Origin of the sequence: Streptomyces sp. NPDC048825 (genome assembly GCF_043198355.1) — a bacterium.
Taxonomy (GTDB): domain Bacteria; phylum Actinomycetota; class Actinomycetes; order Streptomycetales; family Streptomycetaceae; genus Streptomyces; species Streptomyces xiangluensis.
Window position 1 is genome coordinate 41541 of sequence record NZ_JBICUR010000002.1, and the last position, 15956, is coordinate 57496.

Below are 15956 nucleotides of genomic sequence, written 5' to 3' on the forward strand. Positions count from 1 at the left end.
ACATCGACACAACCACTACACTGATCGCCATGGAGGACGAGGTCGATCGGCTGGTCGCAGCGTGGCGCCGGGAACGCCCGGACCTCGACGTGGAGCCGCTGGAAGTGCTCAGCCGGGTGAGCAGGCTGGCCCGGCATCTGGACCGCGCACGCCGACTGGCGTTCTCCGAACACAGCCTGGAGCCCTGGGAGTTCGACGTACTCACCGCGCTGAGGCGAGCCGGTGCTCCGTATCAGCTCTCCCCCGGCCAGTTGCTGACCCAGACCCTGGTGACCTCCGGAACGATGACGAACCGTATCGACCGGCTGGCGAAGAAGGGCCTGGTGGAGCGCCTCCCCGACCCCAGTGACCGCCGGGGCGTGCTGGTGCGGCTGAGCAACGAGGGGCGAGACCGCGCGGACCAGGCGCTGGCCGGACTCCTCGACCAGGAGCGGGCGATCCTGGCGGAACTCAGCAGTGCGCAGCGCGGTGAACTGGCCGGGCTGCTACGCCAGTTGACCGCCCCGTTCGACAACATCCCCGGCTAGGTCGACCGGACCGACCCCGGCGCGGCGGGCGAGCGCCACCGCGGCAAGGGTGGAGTGGACTCCCAGCTTCCCCAGCACGTTCTGCATATGCGTACGCACGGTGTGCGGGGACAGGAACAGGCGCTCGGCGACGGCTTTGCGCCCCAGGCCCGCGACCATGCACCGCAGCACCTCGCGCTCGCGCGGCGTGAGGGACTCAACGAGCTGCTCGCTCTCGGTGCGGTGCTTACGGGCGGCGGTCAGCTCGCGCAGCACGCCCGTGAGCAGGGCGGGCGGCAGATGCGTCTCATCCCGCAGCACGCCTCGTATGACCGTCAGCAGCCTCGACAGCGAGCAGTCCTTGGCGACCCAGCCCGAGGCTCCGGCCTGGAGGGCGAGGGCCGCGCGGCGCGGGTCGTCCTTCTCGGCGAGGACGACGATACGCACACCCGGCTGGCCCGAACGGACGCCCGCGACCAGAGAGATGCCGTCGACCAGGCCTTCTTCGTTGCTGTCGTGCACGGATACGGCCGGGCGGACGCCCGGCACATTGCCGCCCAGATCGGCGTCGACGAGCAGCACGTCGAATCTGCGGCCCTCCGCCGCCGCGCGCTCCAGACAGCGCAGCGCGGCGGGACCGCTGCCGGCCGCGGACACGTCGACGTCAGGCTCGGCGGCAAGAGCTGCCGCGAGCGACTCGGCGAAGATGCGATGGTCGTCGACGACCAGAACACGGATGCGAACCACTGAAACCCCCACTGGTCGGGGGACGACCGACGCAGGTACGGCGCCCGGAATGTTCCGGGACCCCGAGGACCCCGGGACGGGGAGCCGCAGCCACACGGCCGCCGCCGTGCTGGAACTGCTACCCCCACTCCGGGCGTCGTACCCGATTGTCTCGCCCCCTGATCAGCACCGGCCCCCACCGGTGCTGCTCATCAGAGTAAGGCCGGGCGGCAGGAGCGGAAGAGGATTTGCAGAACTGATTGTCCGGCGCGTTTATGGTGAGGCATATGTTTCGTATCGAGACAGGAGTCGACAGAGAGTTCGGCAAGTTGCTGCGTTCCCGTCTCCGGGACGCCAACACGGCGGCCTCTCCCGTACTCCGTGCTCTCCGCGGAACCCCTGGCGAACGCGAGCTTCCGCTCCAGCTCTGGGCGCTGGACGAGCGGGACGAGCTTGCGGGCGGCCTGGTCGGCCACACCTGGGCGACCTGGCTGCACGTGACGTACCTCTGGGTCGACGGCCCCCACCGCGGTACGGGCCTGGGATCCCACCTGTTGTCCCGAGCGGAACAACTGGCCCACGTGGAACGCGACTGCCGCCACTCCCGCCTGGAGACCTGGGACTTCCAGGCCCCGGAGTTCTACAAGAAGCGGGGCTATGAGGTGGTGTGCGAGATTCCCGACTATCCGCCGGGGGTTACGGAGTACACGCTGACGAAGCGATTGGGGTGACGAGGGGTTTTCGCCCCCGCCGCCCCTACCCGTCCCATCATGAACCTGGGGGCTCCGCCCCCAGACCCCCGTATCGGCCTGGCGGCCTCGTCCTCAAACGCCGGACGGGCTGAGAATCAGCCCACCCGCCGCGCCCCAGCCGAAGGCACCGCCGCGAACACCCGAGGTGCCGTGAATCCCGCCGCCGCGAAGGCCTCCTCCACCGCCTTCGTGACCGTGTCTGCGTCCGTTGACTCCACCAGCACGATCGCCGAGCCGCCGAATCCGCCGCCCGTCATGCGGGCGCCCAGTGCACCGGCCTGGTTCGCCGTGGAGACGACCAGGTCCAGCTCCGGGCAGGAGATGCGGAGGTCGTCCCGCAACGACACATGGCCGGCCGTCAGTACGGGGCCGATCGCTCGTACGTCGCCCGCGTCCAGCAGGGCGATGACCCGCTCCACACGGTGGTCGTCCGAGACGACGTGGCGTACGTAGCGGCGTACGCGTTCGTCGGACAGGCGGGACAGGGCCGTGTCGAGGTCGTCGTATGCCACGTCCCGCAGGTGCGAGACGCCCAGGATGCGGGCGCCTTCTTCGCAGCCCTCCCGGCGTTCCGCGTACTCGCCGTCGCCCAGGGCGTGCTTGACGCGGGTGTCGACGACCAGGAGCTGAAGCCCGTGGGCGGGCAGGTCGAAGGGGACCTGGCGGATGGAGAGGTCGCGGCAGTCGAGGTGGAGGGCGTGACCCTCGGTACAGCAGGCGGACGCCGTCTGGTCCATGATGCCGCAGGGGACGCCGACGAAGTCGTTCTCCGCGCGCTGGGAGACGCGGGCCAGCTCCGGTCCCGTGAGCCCGAGTTCGAACAGGTCGTTGAGGGCGAGGGCCGTCACGACCTCCAGTGCGGCCGAGGAGGACAGACCCGCGCCCGTCGGCACCGTCGAGCCGAGGTGGATGTCCGCGCCCGTCACCGTGTGACCCGCCTCGCGCAGGACCCACACCACACCCGCCGGATACGCCGCCCAGCTCGTGTTCGTCAGCGGCGCCAGCTCGTCGACGTGCAGCTCGACGACCGGGCCCTCGATGTCGGCCGAGTGCAGCCGCAGCACGCCGTCGTCGCGGCGCGAGACCGCCGCCACCGCCGTGTGCGGCAGCGCGAGGGGCATCACGAAACCCTCGTTGAAGTCCGTGTACTCGCCGATCAGGTTGACCCGGCCCGGCGCCGCCCATACGCCCTCGGGGGCCGCCCCGTACAGCTCCTCGAAGCCTTCCCGTACGCCCACCTAGCGCTCCTTCGACACGTTCTGCGCGAACGCCCACGCGTCCGCCACGATCCCCGCGAGATCCGCGCGGGACGGGTTCCAGCCGAGCCGCTCACGGGCCGTCTGCGCCGAAGCCACCAGCACCGCCGGGTCGCCGCCGCGGCGCGGAGCGGCCACCTCGGGAATCGGGTGCCCGGTGACCTGGCGCACCGTCTCGATGACCTCGCGGACCGAGAAGCCGTTGCCGTTGCCGAGGTTGCAGATCAGGTGCTCGCCAGGGGTGGCCGCCTCGACGGCCAGCAGGTGGGCCTCCGCCAGGTCCGCGACGTGGATGTAGTCGCGGATGCAGGTGCCGTCCGGCGTCGGGTAGTCGTCGCCGAAGACGGAGATGGCGTCGCGCCTGCCCTGGGCGACCTGAAGGACGAGAGGGATGAGGTGCGACTCGGGGTCGTGCCGCTCGCCGCAACTGCCGTACGCGCCCGCCACGTTGAAGTAGCGCAGTGACACCGCGCCAAGGCCGTGGGCAGCCGCCTCTCCGGTGATCATGTGGTCGACGGCGAGCTTCGAGGCGCCGTACGGGTTCGTCGGCGCCGTCGGCGCGGACTCGACGATCGGGGTTTCCTCCGGCTCGCCGTATGTGGCGGCCGTGGAGGAGAAGACGAGCTTGCGGACGCCCGTCGACCGCATGGCCTCCAGCAGGGCCATCGTGCCGCCGACGTTGTTCTCCCAGTACTTCTCCGGCTTCACCACCGACTCGCCGACCTGCGAGAACGCGGCGAAGTGCAGCACGGCGTCGAAGGAGGAGTCCAGCCACTTGGCGGCGTCCCGGATGTCGCCCTCGATGAAGGAAGCACCAGTCGGAACGCCCTCGCGGAAGCCGGTCGAGAGGTTGTCGAGGACGACGACCTCGTGGCCCGCCTCCAGCAGATGCTGCGCGACCACGCTGCCGACATAGCCCGCACCGCCGGTGACCAGGTACTTCCCACTCATGAACTCGCTACCTCTCGCAGTCGCTGGGCCGCGGTCTCCGGCGGCACGTCGTTGATGAACACGCTCATACCGGATTCGGAACCCGCGAGGAACTTCAGCTTGCCGGAAGTGCGGCGAATGGTGAAAAGCTCGAGGTGGAGCGCGAAGTCGTCACGGCTGACACCCTCGAACTCCTCCAGCGTGCCGAACGGCGCCTGATGCCAGGCGGCGATGTACGGCGTCGGAGGCTCACCCTCGCCGAAAATCCGGTCGAAGCGCCTCAAGAGTTCCAGATACACCTGGGGGAATTCTGTGCGGGCGTCCTCGTCGAGGCCCAGCAGGTCGGGCACCCGCCGCTTCGGGTAGAGGTGCACCTCGTACGGCCAGTGCGCCGCGTACGGCACGAAGGCCACCCAGTGCTCGGCGTCCAGCACGATCCGGTCGCCGTCGGCCAGTTCGCGGGCGACCACGTCGTCGAAGAGGTTCTCCCCGCCGGTCGCCTCCTTGTGCGCGGCGAGCGAGCGCAGCATCAGGGCCGTACGAGGGGTGGTGAACGGGTACGCGTAGATCTGCCCGTGCGGATGTCCGAGCGTCACGCCGATCTCGGCGCCGCGGTTCTCGAAGCAGAAGACCTGCTCGACGGACGGCAGATGGGACAGCTCGGCGGTGCGGTCGGTCCAGGCCTCCAGGACCAGCCCTGCCTGTTCGTCCGTCAGGTCCGCGAAGGACGCGTCGTGGTCGGAGGTGAAGCAGACGACCTCGCAGCGGCCGGAGTCTCCGGCGAGGGAGGGGAAGCGGTTCTCGAAGACGGCGACGTCGTACGAGGAGCCCGGTATCTCGCTGAGACGGTCGCCCTCGGACGGACACAGGGGGCATTCGTTCGCCGGCGGGTGGTAGGTGCGGCCCTGGCGGTGCGAGGCGATCGCGACCGAGTCGCCGACCAGCGGGTCGCGGCGTACCTGAGACGTGGTGACGGTGGCGTCGAGCGGTCTGCGGTCGACCGCGTCGCGGACCGCGTCATCACGCGCGTCGTAGTAGATGAGCTCACGACCGTCGGCCAGCCGGGTCGAGGTCTTTTTCACGGAACCGAGCCTTCCTCTTGCGCCGCCGAGTACTGCAGCCGACCTGACCGGCCGGAGGTCCGGGGGTTGCCCCCGGGGCATGCAGCACGGAGGGCTCCCTAGGCGCACCCATCAAACAGAACTGAACACAACAAACCACAAGCCCTCACGCGGGTCAACACCACAATCAAACAAACTTCCCCATCGCGGCTGTTCAGTTCTGAAGCTGGAAGCCTAGCTTCCGCCCCGATCCGTGCCTCACGGTCCCGGACGCGGACCTGGACAACGCGGACGTACCCACGCAGGACGCAACAGGGCATCGAGACGCAACGGAGCAACTATCGGGCCAGTGGCCGGAGTTCACTCCGGCCCTTCGGGCGCCTCCATCGGCGGATGCGGCGGCACCGGACCCGCCCGGTCCAGGAGCCCCGTGCGCGCCGCCAGGGCCGCGGCCTCCAGCCTCGATCCCACGCCCAGCTTCATCAGCACCCGCTGTACGTGCGTACGCGCCGTACTCGGGGCAATGCCCATTCCGGCCGCGATCAGGCGGGTGTCCTCGCCCTCCGCGACCCGGACCAGGACCTCGACCTCCCGCGGCGTGAGGATCTGCAGCAGCCGCTGGCCCTCGTCGTCCGGCTGGGCGGCCGGGTTGAGGAGTTCGCTGAAGGCACCCTGCAGCAACTGCGGGGCCACCGCCGCCTCTCCCGCCCTGGCTTTCATGATGGCGCGCTCCACGCCCTCGATGCGCTCGTCATGGCGTACGTAGCCCGAGGCGCCGGCGGCGAAGGCGGCGGCGATGCCGCGGGGGTTCGGTACCGGGCCGAGGACCAGCACCGCCACCTGCGGGCGCTCGCGCTTGATCTTCACCACCGGGTCGAAGATGCCCGGCTCGGCGGGTGTCGCCGTGCCGATCAGGCACACCTCAGGCGCCCTGGTGATCACCAGCTCCGCCGCCCCCGCGGCGGGCGCCGCCGCGGCGAGCACGCGGTGTCCGCGCAGCTTCAGTGCCGAGGCCAACGCCTCGGCGAGCAGACGGTGGTCATCGACCACCATGAGCCGCACACCCATCGAGCCCAACCCCCCAGTTCCCCCAGGTCCCCAACTGGTCCCCCATGGACAGGAGCCCCCCGGCTCTCCATCCCCCGGAAGCTACACGCTTGTTCGACGTTGCGCTTCCCCTACCGGTGAGAAGTGCCCCGGATTGCCAAAATTCCTCGCATTCGTGAGCGAGCGAGGAAACAACCGAGCACAAGCGTAGGCCCCGTCCCTGAGCAGGGACGGGGCCTTGATCCACGTAGGGACGCCTTGATCGTCGTACGACCGGAAACGGCCGCCTCTCGATCGCCGTACGCCCTACTGCGCGCCGAATCCGATCGTCGTGTACTTCTCCCCGTCCAAGGAGGACGAGGGCTTGCTGATCAGGTCCCGGCCCATGAAGAGGCGGCCGTTCGTGTAGAGCAGCTCGGACGACTTCGGGACCATGCTGCTGATCGCGTTGCGGACCTGCTCCGTGGCCGGGGTCACCAGGAGCGTGGTCTGCTTGAAGCTGCCACCGTCGATCGAGACGATCTCGGAACCCTTGTCGTAGGGGCCCTGCTTGTACGCGATGATGTCGCCGCCGTCCATCCGGACCGGGAACATCTCGTAGCCGTCACCGGCGTCGGCGCGGTCGCCCGTCGTCTTGCCGGAGGCCAGCGAGAAGGAGATCACCTCGTTGGTGCGGCTGAACTCCTTGGTCCCGTCGTGCTGCTTCGTCGGAACGTAGAGCTTGTCGTTGCCGACGACGATCCCCTTGCAGTCGTGGATCTTGCCGACACCGCAGTCGTGCTCGTACCGTCCGTCCTCCAGCGTGATCTTCGTACGCAGCTTGCCGCTGTCGTCGAGCGAGAAGACGTCCGTGGCGCCCGACGAGGTGATCTCATCGGAGTCCAGACCGATCACGACCGGCTTGGTGGAGATGACCTTGGCGTTGTCGATGCCGTCGGCGAGCTTGTACGTCCACTGGACGCTGCCGTCCTTGGGGTTGAGCAGCTGGACCTCGAGCTTCTCCTCGCCGTACTCACCGCACTTGCGCACGGCGACCAGCTGCTCGCCGCCGCGATAGCCGAGGTCCTCGCACGATTCGACCTTCGGCTGCCACAGGGCCTTGCCGGTCGTGAGGTCGAAGCCCGCGCCGCCGTCGAGGCCGGAGCCCACCGCGACCGTGGTGCCGGTGATGCTGGCTTCCTCGAACTTGGCCTTCTCGCTGCCGTCGCCCACGGACTTGGTCCAGAGCTTTTTGCCGGTGTTCAGGTTGAAGGCCGTGACCTCGGTGCACCCGGGGTACTCGTTGGTCTTGCTGCGCTTGGACGCCTCGGAGATCACCACGGTCACACCGTCCTTGGTGATCTCGGGAGAGGCCGCGCAGGTGTGACCCGCCAGCGGCATCGTCCAGGTCTCCTTGCCGTTGGCCGGGTCGTAGCCGATGACCTCGCCGAGGCCCGCCTTGGCGTACACCTTGTCCGTCAGCCAGGAGCCCCCCACGCTCCAGACCTCGTCGTCGGGCACCGCCGGCTGGGGCACCTGGAAGAGGACCTTGGCGCTGGTGCTGGACGGCACCTTCTCCGAGCCGCCTCCGTCGGGGGCCTTCTTTCCCTCGTCGCCCTTGCCGTCCTCGCCGCCGGTGCCGCCGGACGTACCGGAGGCGTCGTTCTTGTCGTCGCCTCCGGTCGAGGACGCGTACCAGACGCCCCCGCCCACGATGAGGCCGATGGCCAGGACCGCCGCGACGATGATCATCAGCTGGGCGTTGAGCTTGCGTCCGCCGCCGGGCGCCTGCGGCTGGAGCGGCATCGTCGAGGGCTGCGGGTAGCCGTACTGGGGCTGCTGACCCGGGTAGCCGTAACCGGGCTGGCCCGGGGGCTGGGTCTGCGGGTATCCGTACGGCTGGGGCGGGGTCGTCGGGGGCGGGGTCCCGGGTGCCTGCGGGGGCTGCTGCGGGTAGCCGTAGCCGGGGTTCGGCGGGGTGCCCTGTGGCGGGGTCGGCGCGCCGAATCCGCCCGGCGGCGGGCTCTGCGGAGCGCCGAAGCCGTTGGGCGGCGGGTCCTGCGGAGCGCCGAAACCACCGGGCGGCGGACTCTGCGGAGCCCCGAATCCACCCGGCGACGAGTCCTGGGGTGCGCCTGAACCGCCTTCCTGCGGCGGCTGGTTGGGCGGCGGGGGCGGCGGCTGGCTCATGACGGGTTACCTCGGAAAGCTCGGAGAAGAAAGGGAGTGGGGGCGGGACGAAGGGCGGTCACTTGCCGTAGGCCAGCATCAGCTTTTCCTGCGCCTCGTCACGGCCCGTCAGCCGGGTCGTGGAGATGTAGAAGCGCCCGTCCACGTAGTCCACGTCCTTCGAGTAGAAGCCGCTCTCGATGTCCGCGGTGCCCTGCGGGTTCTGCAGCAGCTTCTTCGGCGTGTGAGAGCCGTCCCCCGTCGGGATGGACACGATCCGGCCGCCCGAGTCGTACGACGGCTGGACGTACGCGAGAAGGTTCGTGCCGTCCATCTTCAGCGGCTGCATGCCCTCTTCGACCGGGGACTTGGTGCGCCACTTCTCCTTGCCGGTCGCCAGGTTGATCGCGACGATCTCGTTGGCGCCGGTCTTCGCGTCGGTCGGCAGGTAGAGGGTGTTCTTGTCGGCCGCGACGCCCTGGCAGCCCTGCAGATCACGCGAGAGGATCGCCCAGCCGCACTGCGGGGCGAAGGACTCGTCGATGTCGACCTGCGCGGTCACCGTGCCGTTGTTCAGCGTGGAGATGTTCCACTGCTTCTTGTCCTCGTTGGTGAGGTACATGACGACGGGGTCGGTGGAGTACGCACGCGCGGCCTGCCAGCCCTTGGGCACCTTCCAGGTCCACTTGGCCTTGCCGGTGGCCGGGTCGAGTTCCTGCACCTCGTCGTGCTCGTTGTCGCTGCCGGCCGCGCAGGACGAGACGGCGACCAGCTTGCTGCCGCCCGCGAACGCGGCCGGGAAGCAGGCCGAGCCGTACCTCTTCTTGTCCCACAGCTTGTCGCCGGTCGAGACGTCGTAGCCGATGCCCGACTGCCCGCGGCCGACCACCAACGTGTCTCCGGTGACGGTCAGTCCGAGCTGGAGCATGCTGTCGAAGAGTTCGCCCTCCGGGATCTCCTCGGTCCAGCCCTTCTTGCCGGTGTTGAGGTCGATCTCCATCAGCTGGCTGCAGTCGGCGGTGTCCTTGGCGCCCGCCTTGTACGCGATGACGATCTTGTCGTCGGCCGTCTTCTCCGGGGTGACCGAGCAGATCTCCTGCGGCAGCGTGATCTCGGGCCAGGCCGGCTTGCCGTCACTGACGTTGTAGGCGAAGACCTGCTTGTACGCGGCCTTCACCGCGGTCTTGTCGGTGATCCACATACCGGGGGCGTCGGCACCGGAACCGGGCGCGTCCGGCCCCTCCTTGTACCAGAGCACCTTCGATTCGCCCGCCTGGCGGCCCGCGTTGAGGTCCTCGGTGTCCTCGCCGCCTCCGCCGTCACCGTCGCCGGGGTTGATCGGGTCCTCGCCCGGGTTGGGCTGGGCGTCGCGACTCTTCTTGGCGGCGGGCTTCTTGTCGCCGCCATCGCCGCTGGAGACCGCCCACACAGTGGTGCCGATGACGAGTGCGGCGGCCAGCGCGGCTCCGATGATGATGGCGGGCTTGCCCTTGAAGGGGTTGCGCGAGCCGCCGCCCGGCGGGGTGCCGGGCGGGCCGGGGAACTGGGGCTGCTGCGGGTAGCCGTAACCGGGCTGACCGTAGGGGCCGGGCTGCTGAGGCTGTCCGTACGGGCCGGTCTGCGGGGCGTACGGTCCTGGCTGCTGGCCGTACGGACCCGGCTGATTGTACGGGCCGGGCTGCTGGGGGTAGCCGTAACCGGGCTGCGGCGCGGGCGGGGTCCCCGGGGCTCCGCCCTGCGGAGGCGGTGGAGCCTGCGGCGGCTGCGCGGGCGGCGGAGGCGTTCCCTGGCCCGGGTACTGCCCGCCCGGATCCTGTGGAGCTCCGAACCCGCCCTGTGGCGGCTGGTTGGGCGGCTGAGACATCAGCGCGTTCCCCCTTCATCACTGATTTTTAGCCACGCCTAGAAGTACGTAGTGAATACGGAGTTGTACTCAGCGTCGTACTCAGACAGTTCAGACGGTTCTCAGACGGCCCTTTCTATCACCATGTCCCGCTCGAACTCAGGGCCGGTCCAACCCCTGTTCCCAAGGGAGGACCGGCCCGTGATGCCCCCGTTACGCTCCTTCACGCCACCTTCACGCGTCGTCTGCGAGCTCCAGCCAGCGGGTCTCCAACTCCTCGCGCTCGGTGGCCAGTTCACGCAGGTCGGCGTCCAGTTCGGCCACCTTCCCGAAGTCCGTGGCGTTCGCGGCGATTTGGTCGTGCAGCTTCTTCTCGTTCTGGGAGAGTTTGTCCAACTGCCGCTCGATCTTCTGGAGTTCCTTCTTGGCGGCGCGGGCGTCGGCGGCGGAGATGCCGGGCTTTTCGACGGGGGGCGCCACGGGGGTACGGGCAGCCACGGCCTCCTCCATCTTGTGCCGCCGCTCCAGGTATTCGTCGATCCCGCGCGGCAGCATCCGCAGCGTCGCGTCGCCGAGCAGGGCGAACACCCGGTCCGTGGTGCGCTCGATGAAGAACCGGTCGTGGGAGATCACGACCATCGAGCCGGGCCAGCCGTCGAGCACGTCCTCGAGCTGGGTGAGGGTCTCGATGTCGAGGTCGTTGGTGGGCTCATCGAGGAAGAGGACGTTCGGCTCGTCCATGAGCAGCCGCAGGAGTTGGAGCCGACGGCGCTCACCACCGCTCAGGTCGCCGACCGGCGTCCACTGCTTCTCCTTGTTGAAGCCGAAGGTCTCGCAGAGCTGACCTGCCGTCATCTCGCGTCCCTTGCCGAGGTCGACACGGTCGCGGACCTGCTGCACGGCCTGCAACACCCGTAGGGCCGGGTCGAGTTCGGACACCTCCTGCGAGAGGTAGGCGAGCTTCACGGTCTTGCCGACCACGACCCGGCCGCCCGCGGGCTGCCGCTCGCCCTCGCTGTACGCCGCGTCGGCCATCGCCCGCAGCAGGGAGGTCTTGCCCGCGCCGTTCACCCCGACGAGGCCGATACGGTCACCGGGGCCCAGCTGCCACGTCACATGCTTCAGCAGCACCTTCGGGCCGGCCTGCACGGTCACGTTCTCGAGGTCGAAGACGGTCTTGCCGAGCCGGGTGGAGGCGAACTTCATCAGCTCGCTGCTGTCGCGCGGCGGCGGTACGTCAGCGATCAGCTCGTTCGCGGCCTCGACGCGGAAGCGCGGCTTGGACGTACGGGCCGGGGCGCCGCGGCGCAGCCAGGCCAGCTCCTTCCTGACCAGGTTCTGCCGCTTGACCTCCTCGGTGGCCGCGATGCGTTCGCGTTCGGCGCGCGCGAAGACGTAGTCCGAGTAGCCGCCCTCGTACTCGTACACATCGCCCTTCTGCACGTCCCACATCCGCGTGCAGACCTGGTCGAGGAACCACCGGTCGTGGGTGACACACACAAGCGCGGACCGCCGCTCCCTCAGGTGCTTCGCCAGCCAGGCGATCCCCTCCACGTCCAGGTGGTTGGTGGGCTCGTCGAGGATGATCAGGTCCTGCTCGGCGATCAGCAGCTTGGCCAGCGCGATACGCCGCCGCTCGCCACCGGACAGCGGCCCGATGACGGTGTCAAGACCCTGCGGGAACCCCGGCAGATCCAGCCCGCCGAACAGTCCGGTCAGTACGTCCCTGATCTTGGCGTTGCCCGCCCACTCATGGTCGGCCATGTCACGGATGACCTCGTGCCGGACGGTGGCCGCGGGGTCCAGCGAGTCGTGCTGGGTGAGCACGCCGACGTTCAGACCGCCGGAGTGCGTGACGCGCCCGGTGTCGGCCTCCTCCAGCTTGGCGAGCATCCGGATCAGCGTGGTCTTGCCGTCACCGTTGCGCCCGACGACGCCGATCCTGTCTCCCTCGGACACTCCGAGCGAGACGCCGTCGAGCAGGGCACGGGTGCCGTACACCTTGCTGACGTTCTCGACATTGACCAGGTTGACGGCCATTTCTCTCCTGACGCGGGGATCGATCAGCCTTCCAGCCTAGGCCCTCCGGGCGAGGGGTCGGGGCGTGCAGGGATCGTCACTCTTTGTGATGACGCGACCCGGAAGTTCAGAGCACCGTCGCGCCGGGCGCGGGTGAGGCCGCGAGCCGGGCGGTGCGGCATGTGCCCGAGGCGAGCAGTGCCTCGGCGACCTTCGTCGCTGACGGCGCGTCCCGGGTCAGGAACGCCGTCGTCGGGCCCGAGCCGGAGACCAGGGCGGCGAGGGCACCGGCCGCCGTGCCCGCGGCAAGAGTGTCGGCCAGGGGCGGGCGCAGGGACAGGGCCGCGGGCTGGAGGTCGTTCGAGAGGGCGGCTGCGAGGGCGGTCGGGTCGCCCTTCGCGAGGGCGTCGAGGAGGGGCTGGGACGCGAGTGGTTCGGGAACCTCGGCGCCTTCGGTGAGGCGGTCGAACTCCGCGTACACCGCCGGAGTCGAAAGGCCGCCGTCGGCCACGGCGAAGACCCAGTGGAAGGTGCCGCCGACTTCCAGCGGGCGCAACTGTTCGCCCCGGCCCGTACCGAGCGCGGCCCCGCCGACCAGGCTGAACGGTACGTCGCTGCCCAACTCGGCGCAGATGTCGAGGAGTTCGGCCCGGGGAGTGTTCGTACCCCAGAGGGCGTCGCAAGCCAGGAGTGCGCCGGCGGCGTCGGCGGAGCCGCCTGCCATACCGCCGGCGACGGGGATGTCCTTGGTGATGTGGAGGTGCACGTCGGGGGCCAGGCCATGGCGGGCAGCCAGCTTCTGAGCCGCCCGGGCCGCCAAGTTCGTGTGGTCCAGGGGAACTTGATCCGCGTCCGGCCCGTCGCACGTGATGCGCAGCTCGTCCGCCGCCGTCACCGTGACCTCGTCGTACAGGCCGACCGCCAGGAAGACGTTCGCCAGGTCGTGGAAGCCGTCGGGGCGGGCGGCGCCCACGGCCAGCTGGACGTTGACCTTCGCCGGGACGCGTACCGTCACGCTCACTGCTCTCCGCGCTCCTTGTTCTCCGCGATGCGTGCGAACTCCTCCACCGTCAGGGCCTCGCCCCGCGCCTGCGGCGAGACACCCGCCGCGACCAGGGCGGACTCCGCTGCCGCCGCCGAACCCGCCCAGCCGGCGAGCGCGGCCCGCAGGGTCTTGCGCCGCTGGGCGAAGGCGGCGTCGACCACGGCGAAGACCTCGCGCCTCGACGCCGTCGTCTTGAGGGGCTCGGTGCGGCGGACGAGGGAGACGAGCCCGCTGTCCACGTTCGGGGCGGGCCAGAAGACGGTGCGGCCGATGGCACCGGCCCGCTTGACCTCGGCGTACCAGTTGGCCTTCACCGACGGCACGCCGTAGACCCTCGAACCGGGCGCCGCGGCCAGCCGGTCGGCGACCTCCGACTGCACCATCACGAGCGTGCGCTCGACGGTGGGGAAGGTCTCGAGCATGTGCAGCAGCACGGGGACGGCGACGTTGTAGGGGAGGTTCGCGACCAGGGCGGTCGGCGGGGGACCCGGGAGTTCGGTCACCTGCATGGCGTCGGAGTGCACCAGTGCGAAACGGTCGGCTCGCTCCGGCATGCGGGCCGCGATGGTCGCAGGGAGCGCGCCCGCGAGTACGTCGTCGATCTCGACGGCGACGACCCGGTCCGCCACCTCCAGCAGCGCCAGCGTCAGGGAGCCCAGGCCCGGGCCCACCTCGACGACCACGTCTTCTGGGCGCACGTCCGCGGTGCGGACGATGCGGCGGACCGTGTTGGCGTCGATGACGAAGTTCTGTCCGCGCTGCTTCGTCGGTCGGACGCCGAGCGCTGCCGCGAGTTCGCGGATGTCGGCGGGGCCCAGGAGGGCGTCGGGGGTGTTGCTCACGGTGGCCAGCGTACGGTGCGGTGGGCGGGAGTTCTTTCCCCTACCCCGCCCCTTCCCGAAACTGGGGGCTGTCGCCCCCAGGCCCCCGCCAGGGGGTGGGGGGTGACGGTCGTGTCGCGGCTGCGGGTGCGTCGTGGCTGGTCGCGCAGTTCCCCGCGCCCCTAAAAGGGGCGCTCCCGGAGCCGACAGTCGTCATGCTCACCAGCCACCATGTGCCCGCAGCCTCCCACGGCCCCGACCCACCACGCACCCCAGGGGCGCGGGGAACTGCGCGACCAGCCACGACGGACTGGCAGCCGCGACACGACCTGTCACCCCCACCCCCTTGCGGGGGTCTGGGGCGCAGCCCCCAGTTTCGGGAAGGGGCGGGGCTGGGGAAAAGAAACGCCTGCCCCAGCCCACCCGCAGGTCAGGTGTACAGACGCCCCCCACAGTGGGGCCAAGGACTCGCCCCCCGGCGTACGTACAGCTTCTTCGCCCGATACGTCTGCTCCGCCGCCGACGCGTCCTGCGGTCGCCCGGTACCGCCGAGGCTCTGCCAGGTCCGAGTGTCGAACTGGTAGAGGCCGCCGTACGTGCCGGAGGCGTCCACCGCCCCCGGCCGCCCCCCGGATTCGCAGGCCGCGAGCGCGCTCCAGTTGAGGCCGTCGACATCGGCGGGAGCCGCCGGCAGGGGCTTGGTGCCGATCTTCACCAGCTGGGTGCGGGGTTCGTGGACCACCTCGGAGTCGAGCGGGCGCGGCTTGGAGCGGACGCCGTTGACCGTGCGGTGGGCGTAGGTGACGCGCCGCATACCGGGCTGCCCCGCCTGCTCGACGACCTCGGTGCCCCGGAACAACGAGGCGTCCAGCGTCCGTCGCACCCCGAACGCGATGGGCTCCTCGCGGATCTCCTTCGTGCGCGTGATCCGCAGCACCGTCACCGTCTGCCCGTCGCGCGGAAAGCTCCCGGGCGGGACGGACGTGGTGTCCTGTCCGCGCAGGGTGATCCCGGCGCCCTCCACGGCCTCGCGGACGGTCGCGGCGTTCGTGCGGACCGTCCGCGCCCGCCCGTCCGCCATGACCGTCACGGTCCGCTCGGTGCGGACGTCGAGGGTCAGTCCCTCCAGTCCGATCCTCCGGGAGCGCGGGGCCGATACGTACGCACCCTCCGCCCGCACCCCGAGCTCCCTCAGCGCCCCGTCCACCGTGCGCGCCGTCGTCCACACCGTGCGCCGCCGGCCGTCGAGGGTGAGGTGCAGAGGCCGTCCGTACCGTACGGCGATCTCGTCACCACTGGTCAGCGAGGTGCCGGGGGCGGGCGCCACGACGTCGTGGGCACCCAACTCGACGCCCTCGTCGGCGAGCAGCTCGCTCACGTCGTCCGCGAAGGTGTGCAGGGTGCGGGGCTTGCCGTCGACGGTCAGCTCGATCGCCTTGTCGTCGGCGACGAACGCGGTGGTGCCGCCCGCCAGAAAGGCGACGACCAGCGCCCGCGGCACCAGCCGGCGCACCGCCTGCGGCCGCTCGGCGGCCTTCTGGCGCCGCGCCGCCCGGCGCGCCTCGGCCCTGCCGCCGAAGGTGCCGGGCAGCTCGATCGTGGGCGGAAGCGGGCAGGGCAGCTGGGGTTCGGTGGCGGCTTCGGGATGGGTCTCATAGTGGACCTCGTGCTGGGTCTCGTACGCGGGCCGGTACGTGTCCACGTAACCCTGTGGATCCTCAGCGGCGTACGGCTGATCGTTCGGCTGATCGTTCTCGTACGTCGGGCCATACGTCTCGTACTGCGAAATGCTCACGACGACA

13 protein-coding genes are annotated in these 15956 nt (G+C 70.0%); 2 read left to right on the plus strand and 11 right to left on the minus strand.

Annotated features, from left to right (window positions below; genetic code table 11):
* The first annotated feature begins 29 nt into the window (after nucleotides 1-29).
* On the plus strand, nucleotides 30-527 hold the full coding sequence (locus ACGFNK_RS05500; RefSeq protein WP_393412239.1) for a MarR family winged helix-turn-helix transcriptional regulator: 498 nt from the start codon (nucleotides 30-32) through the stop codon (nucleotides 525-527).
* Here ACGFNK_RS05500 and ACGFNK_RS05505 read toward each other — a convergent pair.
* Nucleotides 486-1253, minus strand: a complete 768-nt coding sequence (locus tag ACGFNK_RS05505; RefSeq protein ID WP_393412241.1) for a LuxR C-terminal-related transcriptional regulator — start codon at nucleotides 1251-1253, stop codon at nucleotides 486-488. The genes ACGFNK_RS05500 and ACGFNK_RS05505 overlap by 42 nt on opposite strands.
* A gap of 266 nt (nucleotides 1254-1519) precedes the next feature.
* On the opposite strand from ACGFNK_RS05505, the gene ACGFNK_RS05510 reads away from it, so the two are divergent.
* On the plus strand, nucleotides 1520-1963 hold the full coding sequence (locus tag ACGFNK_RS05510) for a GNAT family N-acetyltransferase (protein WP_393412243.1): 444 nt from the start codon (nucleotides 1520-1522) through the stop codon (nucleotides 1961-1963).
* Nucleotides 1964-2079: 116 nt separating this feature from the next.
* Here ACGFNK_RS05510 and galK read toward each other — a convergent pair whose 3' ends face one another.
* The 10 genes from galK to ACGFNK_RS05560 form a co-directional block, all read right to left on the minus strand.
* Entirely contained in the window at nucleotides 2080-3222 is a 1143-nt protein-coding gene (galK, locus tag ACGFNK_RS05515) for a galactokinase (protein ID WP_393412245.1), read from the minus strand.
* Nucleotides 3223-4191: a UDP-glucose 4-epimerase GalE gene (galE, locus tag ACGFNK_RS05520; RefSeq protein ID WP_393412247.1), complete on the minus strand. Its 969-nt coding sequence runs from the start codon at nucleotides 4189-4191 to the stop codon at nucleotides 3223-3225.
* Nucleotides 4188-5252: a galactose-1-phosphate uridylyltransferase gene (gene galT, locus ACGFNK_RS05525; RefSeq protein WP_393412249.1), complete on the minus strand. Its 1065-nt coding sequence runs from the start codon at nucleotides 5250-5252 to the stop codon at nucleotides 4188-4190. The genes galE and galT overlap by 4 nt, the downstream gene beginning before the upstream one ends.
* A gap of 339 nt (nucleotides 5253-5591) precedes the next feature.
* Nucleotides 5592-6299 carry a LuxR C-terminal-related transcriptional regulator gene (locus ACGFNK_RS05530; protein ID WP_393412251.1) on the minus strand — a complete coding sequence of 236 codons (708 nt, stop codon included), beginning with the start codon at nucleotides 6297-6299 and terminating at the stop codon, nucleotides 5592-5594.
* A 285-nt stretch (nucleotides 6300-6584) separates the two neighbouring features.
* Nucleotides 6585-8447 carry a PQQ-binding-like beta-propeller repeat protein gene (locus ACGFNK_RS05535; RefSeq protein WP_393412253.1) on the minus strand — a complete coding sequence of 621 codons (1863 nt, stop codon included), beginning with the start codon at nucleotides 8445-8447 and terminating at the stop codon, nucleotides 6585-6587.
* A 58-nt stretch (nucleotides 8448-8505) separates the two neighbouring features.
* Nucleotides 8506-10290: a PQQ-binding-like beta-propeller repeat protein gene (locus ACGFNK_RS05540; RefSeq protein WP_393412255.1), complete on the minus strand. Its 1785-nt coding sequence runs from the start codon at nucleotides 10288-10290 to the stop codon at nucleotides 8506-8508.
* A gap of 213 nt (nucleotides 10291-10503) precedes the next feature.
* The gene (locus ACGFNK_RS05545) at nucleotides 10504-12309 is read right to left on the minus strand and encodes an ABC-F family ATP-binding cassette domain-containing protein (protein ID WP_393412257.1); all 1806 of its coding nucleotides are present in this window, start codon (nucleotides 12307-12309) and stop codon (nucleotides 10504-10506) included.
* Between the two features lie 106 nt (nucleotides 12310-12415).
* On the minus strand, nucleotides 12416-13309 hold the full coding sequence (locus ACGFNK_RS05550) for a 4-(cytidine 5'-diphospho)-2-C-methyl-D-erythritol kinase (RefSeq protein WP_393412259.1): 894 nt from the start codon (nucleotides 13307-13309) through the stop codon (nucleotides 12416-12418).
* The gene (gene rsmA / locus ACGFNK_RS05555) at nucleotides 13306-14175 is read right to left on the minus strand and encodes a 16S rRNA (adenine(1518)-N(6)/adenine(1519)-N(6))-dimethyltransferase RsmA (protein ID WP_393412261.1); all 870 of its coding nucleotides are present in this window, start codon (nucleotides 14173-14175) and stop codon (nucleotides 13306-13308) included. The genes ACGFNK_RS05550 and rsmA overlap by 4 nt, the downstream gene beginning before the upstream one ends.
* A 409-nt stretch (nucleotides 14176-14584) precedes the next feature.
* Entirely contained in the window at nucleotides 14585-15949 is a 1365-nt protein-coding gene (locus ACGFNK_RS05560; protein ID WP_393412263.1) for a ubiquitin-like domain-containing protein, read from the minus strand.
* Nucleotides 15950-15956 lie beyond the last annotated feature (7 nt).

Coding starts and splice junctions, on each gene's coding strand:
- ACGFNK_RS05540 (WP_393412255.1), bottom strand. CDS start 10,290: ATGTCTCAGCCGCCCAACCAGCCGCCACAGGGCGGGTTCGGAGCTCCA.
- ACGFNK_RS05535 (WP_393412253.1), bottom strand. CDS start 8,447: ATGAGCCAGCCGCCGCCCCCGCCGCCCAACCAGCCGCCGCAGGAAGGC.
- galE (WP_393412247.1), bottom strand. CDS start 4,191: ATGAGTGGGAAGTACCTGGTCACCGGCGGTGCGGGCTATGTCGGCAGC.
- ACGFNK_RS05545 (WP_393412257.1), bottom strand. CDS start 12,309: ATGGCCGTCAACCTGGTCAATGTCGAGAACGTCAGCAAGGTGTACGGC.
- ACGFNK_RS05510 (WP_393412243.1), top strand. CDS start 1,520: ATGTTTCGTATCGAGACAGGAGTCGACAGAGAGTTCGGCAAGTTGCTG.
- ACGFNK_RS05500 (WP_393412239.1), top strand. CDS start 30: ATGGAGGACGAGGTCGATCGGCTGGTCGCAGCGTGGCGCCGGGAACGC.
- ACGFNK_RS05530 (WP_393412251.1), bottom strand. CDS start 6,299: ATGGGTGTGCGGCTCATGGTGGTCGATGACCACCGTCTGCTCGCCGAG.